Below are 13,916 nucleotides of genomic sequence, written 5' to 3'. Positions count from 1 at the left end.
CAACCGCGACGATCGCGACGAGGCGGGTTGTCCGGTCAGGCACGAGGTTCGATGCTATGCGACGCTAGCTCAGACGGAGCGGCGCCGGGCTCCATAATCCGCTACGCGTCGCGGAACCGAGATCCAACCGGGCCGGTGTGGCGTCCGAGTAGTAGGGCGTGAGCTGCTGCAGCGCGCCCCAGTCCCGCAGCCAGTCGTTCTTCAGATAGGTGGGAACGGTGGTGGAGCGCAGCAGCAGTTCGGTGATGCCCAGCGGGCCGCCGCCGAGGTAGTCCATCACCGGCGAGTTGGCTTCGGCGCCGAACCGGTCGGGCAGGATGCGCCATTTGGGCACCTCGATGACGCCGTTGCGGTGGTTATAGGGCCGCTGGCAGGGGAAGGCCAGGCCGACCAGCCAGTCCAACAGGACCGGCTCCGTTGAGCCGACGACATCCTGAAGAGTGCGCAGCACCGGGATCCGAGGCGGTGTGAGGGCGATCCAGTGCTGCGGGCTGAGATCGTCATCGGTGGCCACCAACCGGATTCGGGTGGCGTCCGGGGGGAGCGCGGACAACGGTGCTCGCAGGTTGCGCCAGGCCGGAGCCGCGCCCACATCGCCGAGTTCGATGGTGCCGGTGTCGCCTGAACCCGCCCACTGCACCACGACCTCGCTGCGGTCGAACCGTCCGGCCGCGGACACCACGAGGATGGAATCTGATCGGTCGCTCTCGCTCCAGCCGGCGGGTAGCCGGTACCAGGCCGACCGGAGACTGGCAGGCTGCTGAGTTCCGCTGCGCCAACTGCCCAGCACCGGGGTGCTGGCCGGGTCCAGGCCGAAGGGCAGGCGGGCGCGTGAGCCGTTCACCCCGGCGGCGGCGGTGGTGCCGCCTTCGGTGCCCGCCTCGGTCTCGCCGTTACCGGTGTTCTCGGTGTCGGCGAAGTTGTCGGAGCCCGGCTGATCCATGACCGGATCCGCGGACACCTTGGAGGGGATTCCGTTGGGACTGAATCCTTCGGTAGTGCCGGATCCTGCCGTGGTGCCGGCAGCGCCGCCGCTCAGTGCGTCGGCGATCGGCAGCCCGATGGGTGCGAGCAGGCCGGCGTTGGGATCCTGCTCCACCATGACGTCTTCGGCCATGCCGCACGTTTTGCCGGCCAGCGCTTCCAGGTTGGACCGCCCGACCGTCCACGCGGGGTACTGGCCGGTCATCGCCAGCGTCAGCGAGATCACCTCAAAGGTCACCAGCGCCCAGGTGGCCGTGGCCAGTGGCGCCTGTGCGATCGGTCGCCAACGACCCTGACCGCCGTTGGGTGGTGCGCCCTCCCGCCCGGAGAAGTGGAACCAGGCGGCCACCAGCAGGGCGAGAACCGACAGGCCGAGCAGGATTGTGGTGAAGCCGAACTTCCATTCCGGGAAGGAATTCGACCACGGCACCCCGAAATTGGAGACGTACCACCATCCGTTGACCGTCGCGAACGACAGCGCAGTCACGAACAGAACCGCCGCGGTGAACAACGTGCGGTTGCGGCGCGAGCGCATGGCCGCTGCGGAAACGGCTACCGCGGCGAGCGCACCGAGGGAGCCGGCCAGTCCGGCGAACACGCCGAAGTGGTGGGTCCACTTGGTGGGGGTGAACATCATCGCCAGGAACGCAATGATGGTGATCCCGATGATGCGACGGCTGGGGCCCAGCGCGGTGCCGGGAATCCGGCCCTTTCGCAGCGACATCGCCACCGCGACCACGAGCGCGAGCAGCAGCGTGAGTACCGCGAACCGCCGCGCCACCGAACCGTCCGGGCTGGTGGTGAACAGTCGTGAGTAACGGACGTGCTCGTCGAACCAGGCCAGGCTGGGACCGACGGCCGACTTGAAGCTGCTGGCCTGCATCTCGGCGACCAGCGTCTGGTCGCGGAAGATCAGGATGATGGTCACCGATGCCGCCGCGGCGATCGGCGCCAGCAGCGCCGCGTAGCCGAACCGAGAAGTATGGCGCGCGACGATGGTTTTCAGCGGCCCGATGGCGACCAGCAGCGCGCCGACCGCAGCGATACCGGTGGGGCCGGAGAACAGCGTCAACGCCCCGATGATGATCGCGACGGCAACTGGCAACAGCCTGCTGGTTGCGACGCCCCGCTCGACCGAACACCAGGTCAGCAGGATTCCCAGCGCGATGATCGGTTCGGGGCGCAGGCCGTTGTTCAGCGGCAACCAGAACGCGAGGAAGAGCCCCGCGGCCGTCCAGGCAGCGGCCCGGCTGTGCTTGACGGCCGAGCCCAGCCGGGGAATCACCTCGCGACTGATCACCCACCAGCAGGCCAGTGCCATCAGCAGCGTGGGTAGCCGCATCCATACGCTGGTTGTACTGACGTGGGCCCACAGTGCGAGGAGGTCGTAGTACCAGCCGAACGGCGATTCGGGGGTGCCGAACCACCGGTAGTAGTTGGCCATGTAGCCGGCGTTCTCGGACACCCGTGCCATCGTCAGGATGTAACCGTCGTCGGCGGTGTTGGCGCCGACGAAATGCCACCACACCAGCACCGCGGTGACGAGTCCGTCCAGCGGTGACATCGACCACCAGCGCGGGGGCAGGAAACGCCGGTGCCGCATGCCGTCGGCCTTGTCCAACACGTGCAGCGCGCCGAGGGCGATGATTGTCATGGCGACGCCGACGATCATCGCGAGTAGCTTCAGCAACGTCGGCGAGGTGCTGTATCGGGAGTCGACGGTCGCCGAGAATTCCAGGCCTGGCGGAGCGGGTCCGGCGAGATCGGTGAAAACCCCCACGATTTGGGGCCGGAAGTCGTAGCCGCTGCGCTCACCTTTGAGCGGTTCGCCCGGTTCGGTGGTGTCGCCATCCACCGGCGCCGTCAAGCCGACGAACTCGCCGGTCACTCGGTCGGCATGGGCGGTGAACGTCAGTTTTTCGCACTCGGGGCTCAGGACCTGGGCCAGCGGCGCGCTGACCACCGGTGTGTTTCGGACGATGACGAGCAGGTCATTGTTGACCCGTTCGATGAGCAGGCCGCGGTCGACCGCCTTGGGCGCCTGCTTGGGGACGGTGGACAGCAGCACTGTGCGTCCCGGCCCGTCCAGTCCGGCGGCGGTGCTGCACGGCACGCTGATCTCGAGGTCGGTGGCCACGTAGCCGATCAACGGCGCGTCGACGCTGCCCAGCACTCCGTTCTGCGGCCAGTTCAGCTCGACGGTGGTCTGGTTGACCGGAAGTAGCGGCGTGGCGACAGCCAGCAGGGTCCCCAAAAGACCAGCGACGATCGCGATGAGCCGCGCGGTGCGGTGGTTGGCGACCACGGGGCTAGATGCTAATTGGCTTGCGGATGGCAAGCACGAACGGCCCGATGGTTGACACGTCGAAACGGGGATCGTCGAATAACGCAGCATCCAGCGCGACCTGGTACCGCCGCACGTTGGGCTGGTTGGGGTAGACGTCGGAGGCCAGTCGCAGGGTGTACGTGTCGGCCGGGCCGCCACGCATCAGGAAGACCGTGGGCGGTTCCCAGGGCATGCTGTCGAGGGCAGCGATGAATTGGTCGGGTTCGGTGAGCAAGGTCCAGTCCTCGATAGCTTCGGCACGTTGCTCGAACTGTGCGAGCGGATTGGCGTAGTGCGAGGTCAGCCCCTGGAAACCGTAGTAGGGGTAGTACGACAGGAAGCTGTAATCAGCGGTCATGACGACGGTCTCGTTGCGGGGTAGGCCGGTCACTTCTTGTATCCGGGCGTCGATCTCGCGGTAGTACTGCGCGGCTCCGGGCGGGCGACGGTCGGCGCGTTGGCCGTAGCCGTCGGTGTCGGTGTAGGCGACGACGATGTCGGAGCGCAGCACGTTGGGTATGTCTTGGCTGAAGGTCAGGGCGCCGAGGGCGCCCACTGCGGTGGCGACCGCGACCACCTTGCCGGCGTTCTGTTGCCGGACGCGGGCCGACAACGCCCGGGTGACCTCGATGAAGCCGAACGCACCCGCAGCGGTCAGCAGGATGGTCAGCGTCGGTTGCAGTCGGAACGACAGCAGGGTCGTGCCGGCCAGCGTGGTGAGCATCGACAGCAGCGACCAGGCGTAAACCGTCAACACTCCGACGGCCAACGCCCCTGCGCGGGTGGAGGTGCGGGCGCAGACCACCAGCCACAGGGTGCCGAGCATGCACAAGGCTCCGAGCAGGGTGAACTGCAGCATCGGGAACGATAGTTGAGCGCCGTCGACGGGCAGATAGTGTTGGGCGGTGCCGGTTTCGGCGGGCGTGCCTTCGATCGCGGCCAGCAGGTAGGGAGCCCAGCCGATGAGGGCGATCAGGCCGGAGATGACCGCGATGACCAGCAGTCGCAGCAGTGGGCTCCAATGTCGGTGTGTTGCGGCCAGCAGTACGGCCATGACCGTCACCGTGAACGCGGCGTAGGCCAGTAGCAGCGTGTAGAACAGTGCCGCTATCCCGAGGAAGACGCCAACCCCGACGACCGCAGCCCAACCCCTGCTTTTCCCCTTTCCCGGGTCGCTGCGCTCCTGCCCTCCGTGTCCTCTTCCCGGGTCGCTGCGCTCCTGCCCTCCGTGTCCTCTTCCCGGGTCGCTGCGCTCCTGCCCTCCGGAACGCTGACGGCCACCCAATCCCGACCAGGCGAGCACGAACACCGGGGGCAGCAGTACCGCGATGATGGCCGCGTAGGGCTCAGCGGGCGAGTACGCCAACGTCGCCGCCGCGGTGGCTGTCGACACGATCAGCGCGTACTCGAAGCGAATCAGGTTGGTCCACAGCACGAACGCCAGCACGACCGCGATCGTGATCGAGATGATCGACCAGGGCTTGAACATCTCCCACGCAGGCGTACCGGTGAGGTCGGCGAGGCGACCGCCGATCCAGAACCATCCCGGCGGGTAGAACGGCGGCAAGCCGATGTAGGTCATGTCGTGCAGCTGAGGCGAATCGGCGAACCGGGTCAGGTACTCGGTGCGGAACTGCTGGTCCACCGAGATGCCGAATAGATAGAGCTTGGTGGCGCCCAGCGGCATCGCGAGGGTGACCAGGGAAAAACCGGCGAGCAGTAGCACCGCGCCGATCCGGGCAATGGTTTGGCGTTGGCGCCGCCACGCCAGTCCGCACGCCGCCAAACCGGCCAGGCAGACCACTTGGCCGACCGTGGTCAATGCGTGCAACTGATTCGACGAGTTGTACGCAGGCCAGTCGACGCGCGCGATCGCGATCAGCCCGACCACGCAGATGGCCACGACGACCACGATTGCCGCGACCATCTGGCCTGCGACCCTCAACGGCGCGGCCAGCACTCCTGGCATCAGATAGGTAGCTTGCGGAAGATGGGTCGTGGGATGTGGCGCAGCAACATCATCACGTAGCGGAAGCCGCCCGGCGCCCACACCAGATCCTTGCCTTTCGCAGATGCGGTGACTGCGAGCTCGGCAACGTACTCCTTGTCGACCGTCAGCGGCGCTTCCTTGACATGCGCGCTCATCCGGGTGCGAACCTGGCCGGGCCTGATGACCAGCACGCGAACCCCGAACTCGCGGAGAGCTTCTCCAAGCCCCAAGTAGAAGCCGTCGAGCCCCGCTTTGGTGGAGCCGTACACGAAGTTCGACCGCCTGACCCTTTCACCGGCCGCGGAACTCATCGCGATGATCCGGCCGGAGCCCTGAGCTCGCATCTTGTCGCCGAGTAGCACACCCACCGAAACCGCTGCCGTGTAGTTGATCTCGGCGATCTGTACGGCTTTGCGCTGGTTCTGCCAGAGTTCCTCGGCATCGCCGAGAAGCCCGAACGCCACGATCGCAACGTCTACGTCTCGGTACGCATCCCCGCCCCAGGCCGCGTCGATGACTGCGGGATGGCTCGCGGTATCCACCGCGTCGAAATCGATCACCTCGACCGACTTGGCGCCTGCCTGCTCCAGCTGGGTTTTGGCGGCGTCGCGTAACGGATCACCTGGCATGCAGGCCAGTACGACACTGGCGTGCGCGTCACGTAGGTAGCGTTCGCAGATTGCCAGGCCGATCTCGGAGGTGCCGCCGAGAAGCAGGATCGTCTGCGGGTTTCCTGTCGCATCAAAGACCATGTGAGTACACCATTCAGAGCAGCTCCAGTCGTCGGGCCATGTCGGAGGCGAACAGCCCATCGGGGTCGACCTTGCGGCGCAGGGCGATCCATTCGTCAATCCTGGGATACATAGCGTGGAAAGTCGCCGCGGTCGTCCGCGAGTCTTTGGCGGTGTAAAGCCGTCCGCCGAACTCCAGCACGCGTTTGTCGAGGCTGTTGAGGAACTGATTGAGACCCGGCTTGATCTGGAAGTCGACGCAGATGTTCCAGCCCGGAATCGGGAAGCTCAGTGGCGCTTGATTCCCGGGGCCGAACAGCTTGAACACGTTGAGGAAGGAGTAGTGGCCGGAACTCTGGATGTCGTAGACGATCCGCTTGAACTCATCCACCGCCTCGGTGGGCACTACGAATTGGTATTGGCCGAAACCCGCTGAGCCATAGGCGCGGTTCCACTCGCCGACCATGTCCAGCGGATGATAGAACTGCGTCAGGTTCTGCGTCTTGCCGCGATAGGTCTTGGCCATCCGGTACCACAGTGCGGTCATCGCACCGAAGATCGGCTTGTTGCCCAGACCGCTAGGGAAAATGTCGGGTGCGGTGAAGTATTGGGGCGCATCGAACTTCAAAGGTGCGCGTTGCAGCTTCTTCGGGAGCTGGTCGATGGTGGCCAGCGAGCCGCGGGAGATCACCGCCCGGCCCAGCCGAGGTGGTGGGCTCATCGCGTCGAACCACGCGCTGGAGTAGGTGTAGTTGTCTTCGGTGCCGTCGCTGTGGAAGGCAATGGTCTCATCGAGTCCGCCGGTGACGTCGCCGTCGGCGATGAAGTAGGCCGTTTCCGTTGGGGTCATCTCGATGGCGGCGCGCAGGATGATGCCGGTTAACCCGTTGCCGCCGACGGTCGCCCAGAACAGGTCGCTGTCGGGTCCGTTCGGCGTCAACTGACGGACCTCGCCGTCGGCAGTGAGCAGGTCCAACGAGCGGACGTGGTTTCCGAAGCTACCCGCGCTGTGGTGATTCTTGCCGTGGATGTCGCAGGCGATCGCGCCACCGATGGTTACTTGACGGGTGCCGGGCAGGACGGGCACCCACAGGCCCAACGGCAATGCCGCACGCATCAGTTGATCGAGGTTCACCCCGGCATCCACGTCCGCGATCGCGTCGTCCGAATTGATCGAGTGAATGCGATTGACAACGCTCATGTCAACGACCAGGCCGCCGCCGTTCTGCGCATTGTCCCCATACGAGCGCCCGAGTCCGCGGGCGACGATGCCGCGGCTTGATCCCCGGGCCAGGTCGGCCACCTGGTTTACTGCTTTGACGATCACCTCGGGTTCCGGCGTCGACAGCACCTGAGCCACCGACGGGGCGGTGCGTCCCCAGCCAGTCAGCCGCTTCGCGGTGGTCGCAAACTCGGTGCTCAACATCGTCACAGAGGGTACCGCCTGCGGCTCACGGTTCAGCGCAACCGGAAGATGACCGCACGCTGGACGATGAAATTGATGACCGTGGCCGTGCCCTGGGCGATCACGAACGCGACCGGTACCCGCCATGGCTTGTCCTCGAATTGCATGTAGAAGATGTAGTTGATGCCGACCTGGGCGGTAAATGTGACGGCGTAGAGAACGACCACGGCGACGAATCGCGCGCTGCTCGGCGGCGCCTGAAACGTCCAGCGCCTATTGATCAGATAGGCGGTTGTGGTGCCCGCGATGAAGCTCAGGGTCTTGGCGACGTTGACGTGCAAGCCCGCGGTCAGCAGCGCCACATAGAGGCCGAAGTCGACGATGGCCGCAAGTCCGCCGGTCACGACGAACCGCCATACCTGCGTCTTCAGGCTCAGCTGCGGTGACATCGGGGGCTCGGCCACCCGGGAAGCTTACGGGTTCTCAGAACGGCGGTGGTCTATTGCGTTCGACCACGAGATCGTCGTTGAGTCGGCGTTCAGCTGCGATGGCGCGGGCGCGGTTGGCGGCGCGAGTGTGTCGGCGCCGGGGCATCATCGCGCCACGCCGGTCGGTGTCCTCGCTGACAGCGGGTGGGTCGCAGTCCCAGATGGAGGCGGTGGCCGGGCGCAGACCCGGGAACAGGCGCGCGCCGCGGGGGCGCGTGATGTACCTATGGCCGGTTGGGCTGGTCCAGATAATCGTCCCGTCGGGCTGTTGGCGGTCGTGCCAGCCGTGCTCGCCGGTCCAGAACGTTTTCAGAAGGTGATGGAAGCGGCAGAGGCATTTGAGGTTGGAGGCATGGGTCGGGCCGGCCGGGTAGGGGACGGTGTGGTCGATGTCAGCTTCGGTGGCGGGGACATCGCAGCCGGGGAAGCGGCAGTTCAGATCTCGGCATCGGACGAAATCGGCCAGTGTCCGCGACGGGGTGTACGCGCTCTCGGCCGGGGCCTGGCCGGGGTGGGTGATCTGGCGCAGCCGGGCGCGGTCGAGCAGCGGGTCCAGCAGTGGTGCGGGCAGGACCCCGGCCCCGAACACGAACGCCGGCCCCGGCCGCCCGGCGGTGGCGGGAGTCGACGCACCGTCCCGCGGGGAAGGCGGCCGCCGCGGGTCTTCGGGTTTGGGCCCGTTGTTACCGGCATTTTCGGCACCGTCGGCACCAGCGCTACCGTAGCCGCCGGTTGCACGGCCACCGCCAGCGTCGTGACTGGCGGCGCTATGGTTTCCGGCGACCGCGGCGGCGTCGGCGATGACGTAGACGACTGCGTTCTTGGCCGGCCCGGCCCCCTTGGCGGATTGACAGTCGGTCGCCCCGCACTGGCAGGCCAGGTCGGTTCCGGTGACCAGGGCGCCCAGCGCGTCGGCGCGGCGTTCAGCGGTGCTGCGGGGATCATGCTCGCACGCGCTGTAGGCCAGTTCCTGCACGCATTTGTCGATGAGCGCCGCGTCCGACGAGTACAGCCGCGCCCACAGGCTGGTGAGTCCTGGCGGGTCCCCGGGTGAGCCCACCTGCACATCGCGATTGCTCGTCGATTCCTGGGACCTCCGCAGCGCACCAGGGTCATGCCGCTCGACCAGAGCGTCGATGGCTTGTTCGGTCTTGGTGATCGACAACGCCCCCCACGACGTGATCTCGGCGGCCAGGTCGGTATCCACGGCTGCCATCGCGGCCTCATCGCAGACCAGGCAGGTACGCCATACGATCGCCCGAACCAGCATTTCGCTGACCAGACCTGCGTCAAACAACTCGGCGAGACGCGGTAGCCGGTCGCGTAGCGCAACCCCGCGGTGGGTTTGGTGCAGCGCCAGCGAGCGGGTCACGTTCTGCGCGGCCGCCAGCTCCGTGGCCACTGCGGCCTCCGGATCGAGCCACCACAGTTCGCGTTGCCCGGCGGGTAGGCCGGTGCGGCGGGTGAAAATCTCGGCCATCACCGCCAACTTGCGGGCACACGCGGCGTTCTCTGTGCGTGCCCAGCCGCCGGCTGCATCGATCAGCTCGGCATCACTGAGGTTGGCTAGGTCAGCCGCCGCCGGAAGGGATTCATCGAACATATGTTCGACACTACAGCTGCCATCCGACATTGCCCGCCGATGTGTTTCCGCCGCGGGCCGGGGGGCCGATGCCGACCGAAACTACACCGCTGAACTGCTGGTTCGTCGGACTGCTTTCGGCTGGTCGTACGTTCAAGTGGTCACCCGGGCGCCGGCGTCGCTACGCGGACCGCCGCAACCGGATGAGCGGGATAGTCCTGCCACCGGCCCGCGCCTCGTAGTCGCCGTAGCCGGCGTACACATCGAGAGCTTTCGCCCACGCGTCCGCGCGTTCGGCCGGATCGGTGATCTCCGCGGCGGTGTATTTTCCGCGGTGTTTACCCGCGAGTACCTCAACTGTTGGGTTGGCCGTCAGGTTTCGATACCACGCGGGGTGGCCGTGTCGGCCGTAGTTCGATGCGACCAGGATCAGCGAATCGCCGTCGATCGTATAGAGAAGCGGCAGTTGCCGGGCCAAACCGCTCTTGGCCCCGGTTGTGGTCAACAGCATCACCGGCACCGGATAGGCACTGCTGAACCGACCGCCGGTGAGGCGCAGCAGGGGAGGATCGATGCGCGGCGCAACGCGGGTGAGAAACCAGTTACCGGGCGATGACCGGCCGAACCGCTCGAGGGTGCGCTCGTAGATGCCCATGCGGCGGCGCGAAGCTGTCATATGTGGAAGCTACAGGCCACTGGTCGCTCATGTCGCAGGCGCAGGGAAGTGCCATTGGGCCCTAGGGCGGGTGGCTGCCGTCGAGGAACATCATGAGCATGGACGCGACTACTGATCCGGACACACCGGTAACCGAACTCACCGAGGCGGAAAGCTGGGATCTTCTGTCCGGCGTCTCGTTGGGCAGACTCGTGACGACCGTGGACGGATGGACCGAGATCTTTCCCGTCAACTTCGTCGTCCAGCACCGCACACTGCTGTTCCGCACCGCCGAGGGCACGAAACTGCTGACCGCGGTGCTCAATGAACACGTGCTGTTCGAGGCCGACGACCACAACGTCTCCGGCGGGTGGAGCGTGGTGCTGCGCGGCACCGCACGTGCGCTGTCCACCTCGGAGGAGGTCGATGACGCACGGCGCGCCGGGCTCTTCCCCTGGGTAGCGACCCAGAAGTTGCGCTTTGTACGGGTCACACCCGACACGTTGTCCGGGCGCCGATTTGTCTTCGGCCCGGAACCGGACGGCCCCCCGCTGGTCAGCTGATCAGAGACCGTCAGACCCAGTAGGGCACCCGCGAACGGTACTGGCGCATAGCGAGGGCGGCGAAGATCCAACCGATCAACGTCAACGACAACACCACCACCCAGTGCCGCAACTCCTGCTCGGCGCCGAGCAGCGGGGCCCGGACGATATCCAGGTAGTGCAGCAACGGATTCAGCTCGACGATCCGGGCCCACTTTCCGGCGCCCTGCGCCTGCAGCGTCGACTCGTTCCAGATGATCGGCGTCATGAAGAACAACAGCTGCACCAGGCTGGCCAGCAAGGGGCCGATGTCGCGGTAACGGGTGGCCAGAATGCCGAAACACAGCGCTACCCAGACACAGTTCAACGCGATCAGGAACAGCGCCGGGATGAACGTCAGATCGGTCCACTGCCAGGGCTTGGGGAAGATGATCGCGATGATCACGAAAATGACGATGTTGTGCCCGAACAGGATCATCTGCCGCCACACCAGCCGGTAGACATGAACCGATAGTGGCGTCGGGAGTTGTTTGATCAGGCCTTCGTTGGCGATGAAGACCTCGGAACCCTCGAGGATCGAGGCGTTGATCAGGTTCCAGATGATCAGGCCCAGCGTGACATACGGAAGATGCTCGGAGAGTTCGAGCTTGAACAACTTCGAGTACAGACCACCCATCGCGACTGCAGTCGTGCCGGTCGCGATCGTGATCCAGAACGGCCCGAGCACCGAGCGCCGATAGCGCTGCTTGATGTCCTGCCAACCCAGATGTAGCCACAGTTCGCGTTTGCCGAAGCCGCCGACAAGGTCAGCCCACGCGCGCCGAAATGTCTTGGACTGCGCGGCGGCATCTGTGAAGGTCATAGGTTTCTCCCCCCGTCGCGGCCAAACCTCTCGCGGCGGCCCAGACGCCGCAATCGAATCCATTCCCGCAGCCCGGCGGGGTCTCGTTGAGAGATGAGGAAGTACCAGCCGAATCGCAGCCACTCCTGGGGCAGTAGCGCGCGCATACCCGGCTGGGATTGCAGGTAACCCCGGTTGCGGTAGGTGAAATACCGCTTGGTCGGGTTGTCGGGATACTGGGCGTGCATGCGGCCGCCCAGTATCGGCTTGAATTCGTCGCCTCCTTGCGGATGCAGGTATGCCGCATCGAGGCACGTACCGAACGGCAGCCCGGAACGCAGCAGTCGACGGTGGAGCTCAGTTTCGTCGCCGCGGAAGAACAGTCGCAGATCCGGCACCCCGGTGGCCTCGAAGGTGGCCGCGCGAAAAAGCGCGCCGTTGAACAAGTGCGCGATGTTCGGCATCAAGTTCGGACTGGCAGAGTCGGTGCGCAGTTCGCTCACTCGGCGCCGCCACGACAGCCCGCGCCGCAACGGGAACGCCAGACGTTCGGGATCGTCTATGTCGCAGATCATCGGTGAGACCTCGGCCAGTCCGTGCGACTGTGCGCAGGCCAGCAACGTGGCCAGCACGAGGGCGTCCTGCGGGCGGCCGTCGTCGTCGGCCAGCCAGACCCACTCCGCGCCCAGGGCCAGCGCATGAAGAATGCCGAGCGCGAAACCTCCTGCGCCACCGAGGTTTCGCTGGGAGCCGAGATAGGTGGTCGGAACGGCTTGGCCGGCGACCAGGTCACGCACTCGTTCGTCATGATCGTTGTCCACGACGATCAGGTGGTTGGGTCGTCGGCTCTGCGAGCACACGGCGTCCAACGACTTGGCGAGCTCGTCGGGACGTCGATGGGTGACGACGACTGCGACGATTGACTGCTCCCGGCCGACCGCGTCACTCATGAGTGTGTGCTGTCTCCTCGAGAACCTCGCGTACATGGCGGGCTGCGTCCTCGCCTTCGTAGGCCCGCACCACATCCTCGATCTCACCGGTCAGCTTCACCGTGCCGTGGTCGATCCACATCGCGGTGTTGCACAACCGTGCCAGAAACTCGTTGGAATGGCTGGCAAAGACGAGGATGCCGGAGCGCTCCACGAGGGCGGCCAGCCGGGTCTGGGCCTTCTTCATGAACTCCGCGTCGACGGCACCGATACCCTCATCGAGCAGCAGGATCTCGGGGTCGATGCTGGTCACCACTCCCATCGCCAGTCGGACCCGCATCCCGGTCGAGTAGGTGCGCAGCGGCATCGACAGGTAGTCGCCGAGTTCGGTGAACTCGGCGATCTCGTCCACCTTGGCCAGCATCTGCTTGCGGGTCTGCCCGAGAAATAGGCCGCGGATGATGATGTTCTCGAATCCGGAGATCTCTGGGTCCATTCCGACACCCAGATCGAACACCGGCGCGACCCGACCGCGCACGGTTGCCACGCCGCGCGTCGGTTCGTAGATGCCCGAGAGCAACCGCAGCAGCGTCGACTTGCCCGCGCCGTTGTGTCCGACGAGGCCGACCCGGTCGCCCATCTGCAGTGACATCGTGATGTCTCGCAGGGCCTCGATCACCACGACGTTGGAGTCGTTGCGTCCGATCGCACCCCCGGCCTTGCCGAGAAACGCCTTCTTCAGCGAGCGCGTCTTGGCGTCGAAGATCGGGAACTCCACCCACGCATTCCGCGCCTCGATGCGCGGTTCATGCGGGTTTACCGGTTCAGCGGAACGGGCCACACTGACCTCACAGGTACTGACCGGTGCCGGGATGCCCGGGGCCACCTCGTTGCCCCGGCGCGCCGATACCAGGGGGAAGAGCGCCCTGGCGCATCTGCTCGAGTTGTTGGCGGGCCGCCATCTGCTGGGCGAACAGCGCGGTCTGGATGCCGTGGAAGAGCCCCTCAAGCCAGCCGACCAGCTGGGCCTGAGCGATGCGCAGTTCGGCATCTGATGGCACCGCGTCCTCGGTGAACGGCAACGTCAGCCGCTCCAGCTCATCACGTAACTCGGGCGCCAACCCCTCCTCCAGCTCACTGATGCTGGTGCGGTGGATGTCGCGTAGACGGCCGCGGCTGGCATCGTCCAGTGGCGCCACCCGCACCTCCTCCAGCAGTTGCTTGATCATCGTGCCGATCCGCATCACCTTGGCGGGCTGCTCGACGAGGTCGGTCAGCGACTGCCCGTCGCGGACGACGTCCTGATCTTCCAGTTCGTCGTCCGAGCCGGCGCCGATGATCTCGATGTTGTCGTCGTCGGTGTTGGTTGTCATGTCCCTAGAGTGCCCCAGCATCGCTTTCCCATTGTGGCTGGGCTCCGCGCCGACCAGGGGCGCGGGGCTC

Annotated in this window: 12 protein-coding genes; 1 reads left to right on the top strand and 11 read right to left on the bottom strand. The window is 65.9% G+C overall.

Going from position 1 to position 13,916, the window contains the following annotated elements; genetic code table 11:
- Window positions 1-64: 64 nt before the first annotated feature.
- The 7 genes from ACPGXI_RS02430 to ACPGXI_RS02400 form a co-directional block, all read right to left on the bottom strand.
- Window positions 65-3,379, bottom strand: a complete 3,315-nt coding sequence (locus ACPGXI_RS02430) for an arabinosyltransferase domain-containing protein (protein ID WP_526649439.1) — start codon at window positions 3,377-3,379, stop codon at window positions 65-67.
- Window positions 3,294-5,279 (bottom strand): arabinofuranosyltransferase, encoded by a 1,986-nt coding sequence (locus tag ACPGXI_RS02425; protein ID WP_526649437.1) that lies wholly within the window; start codon window positions 5,277-5,279, stop codon window positions 3,294-3,296. The genes ACPGXI_RS02430 and ACPGXI_RS02425 overlap by 86 nt, the downstream gene beginning before the upstream one ends.
- Window positions 5,279-6,052, bottom strand: a complete 774-nt coding sequence (dprE2, locus tag ACPGXI_RS02420; RefSeq protein WP_526649435.1) for a decaprenylphospho-beta-D-erythro-pentofuranosid-2-ulose 2-reductase — start codon at window positions 6,050-6,052, stop codon at window positions 5,279-5,281. Before dprE2 ends, ACPGXI_RS02425 begins: the two co-directional genes overlap by 1 nt.
- Before the next feature lie 13 nt (window positions 6,053-6,065).
- Entirely contained in the window at window positions 6,066-7,457 is a 1,392-nt protein-coding gene (gene dprE1, locus ACPGXI_RS02415) for a decaprenylphosphoryl-beta-D-ribose oxidase (RefSeq protein WP_526649433.1), read from the bottom strand.
- 32 nt (window positions 7,458-7,489) lie between these two features.
- Window positions 7,490-7,885, bottom strand: coding sequence for a GtrA family protein (locus ACPGXI_RS02410; protein WP_526649600.1), 396 nt, complete (start codon window positions 7,883-7,885; stop codon window positions 7,490-7,492).
- A 34-nt stretch (window positions 7,886-7,919) separates the two neighbouring features.
- Entirely contained in the window at window positions 7,920-9,527 is a 1,608-nt protein-coding gene (locus ACPGXI_RS02405; protein WP_526649431.1) for an HNH endonuclease signature motif containing protein, read from the bottom strand.
- Window positions 9,528-9,687: 160 nt separating this feature from the next.
- A complete protein-coding gene (locus ACPGXI_RS02400; RefSeq protein ID WP_526649429.1) occupies window positions 9,688-10,182 on the bottom strand; it encodes a nitroreductase family deazaflavin-dependent oxidoreductase in 495 nt (164 codons plus the stop codon).
- 98 nt (window positions 10,183-10,280) lie between these two features.
- Here ACPGXI_RS02400 and ACPGXI_RS02395 point away from each other — a divergent pair, with 98 nt between their 5' ends.
- Window positions 10,281-10,724, top strand: a complete 444-nt coding sequence (locus tag ACPGXI_RS02395) for a pyridoxamine 5'-phosphate oxidase family protein (protein ID WP_526649598.1) — start codon at window positions 10,281-10,283, stop codon at window positions 10,722-10,724.
- A gap of 10 nt (window positions 10,725-10,734) precedes the next feature.
- Here the strand turns inward: ACPGXI_RS02395 and wzm are convergent, their stop codons facing one another.
- Genes wzm through ACPGXI_RS02375 form a run of 4 tightly spaced genes read right to left on the bottom strand, consistent with a single transcriptional unit; the run spans window position 10,735 to window position 13,846 of the window.
- The gene (wzm, locus tag ACPGXI_RS02390; protein WP_526649427.1) at window positions 10,735-11,565 is read right to left on the bottom strand and encodes a galactan export ABC transporter permease subunit Wzm/RfbD; all 831 of its coding nucleotides are present in this window, start codon (window positions 11,563-11,565) and stop codon (window positions 10,735-10,737) included.
- Complete coding sequence (gene glfT1 / locus ACPGXI_RS02385) at window positions 11,562-12,494, bottom strand: galactofuranosyltransferase GlfT1 (RefSeq protein ID WP_526649425.1); 933 nt, start codon at window positions 12,492-12,494, stop codon at window positions 11,562-11,564. The genes wzm and glfT1 overlap by 4 nt, the downstream gene beginning before the upstream one ends.
- The gene (wzt, locus tag ACPGXI_RS02380; protein WP_526649423.1) at window positions 12,487-13,314 is read right to left on the bottom strand and encodes a galactan export ABC transporter ATP-binding subunit Wzt/RfbE; all 828 of its coding nucleotides are present in this window, start codon (window positions 13,312-13,314) and stop codon (window positions 12,487-12,489) included. Before wzt ends, glfT1 begins: the two co-directional genes overlap by 8 nt.
- Before the next feature lie 7 nt (window positions 13,315-13,321).
- On the bottom strand, window positions 13,322-13,846 hold the full coding sequence (locus ACPGXI_RS02375; protein ID WP_526649421.1) for a proteasome activator: 525 nt from the start codon (window positions 13,844-13,846) through the stop codon (window positions 13,322-13,324).
- Window positions 13,847-13,916 lie beyond the last annotated feature (70 nt).

This window comes from Mycobacterium sp. (genome assembly GCF_049608025.1).
In the GTDB taxonomy this organism is placed as follows: Bacteria; Actinomycetota; Actinomycetes; order Mycobacteriales; family Mycobacteriaceae; genus Mycobacterium.
The sequence above is the reverse complement of the archived record's forward strand: the minus strand, read 5'-3'. Positions and strand labels throughout refer to the sequence as shown.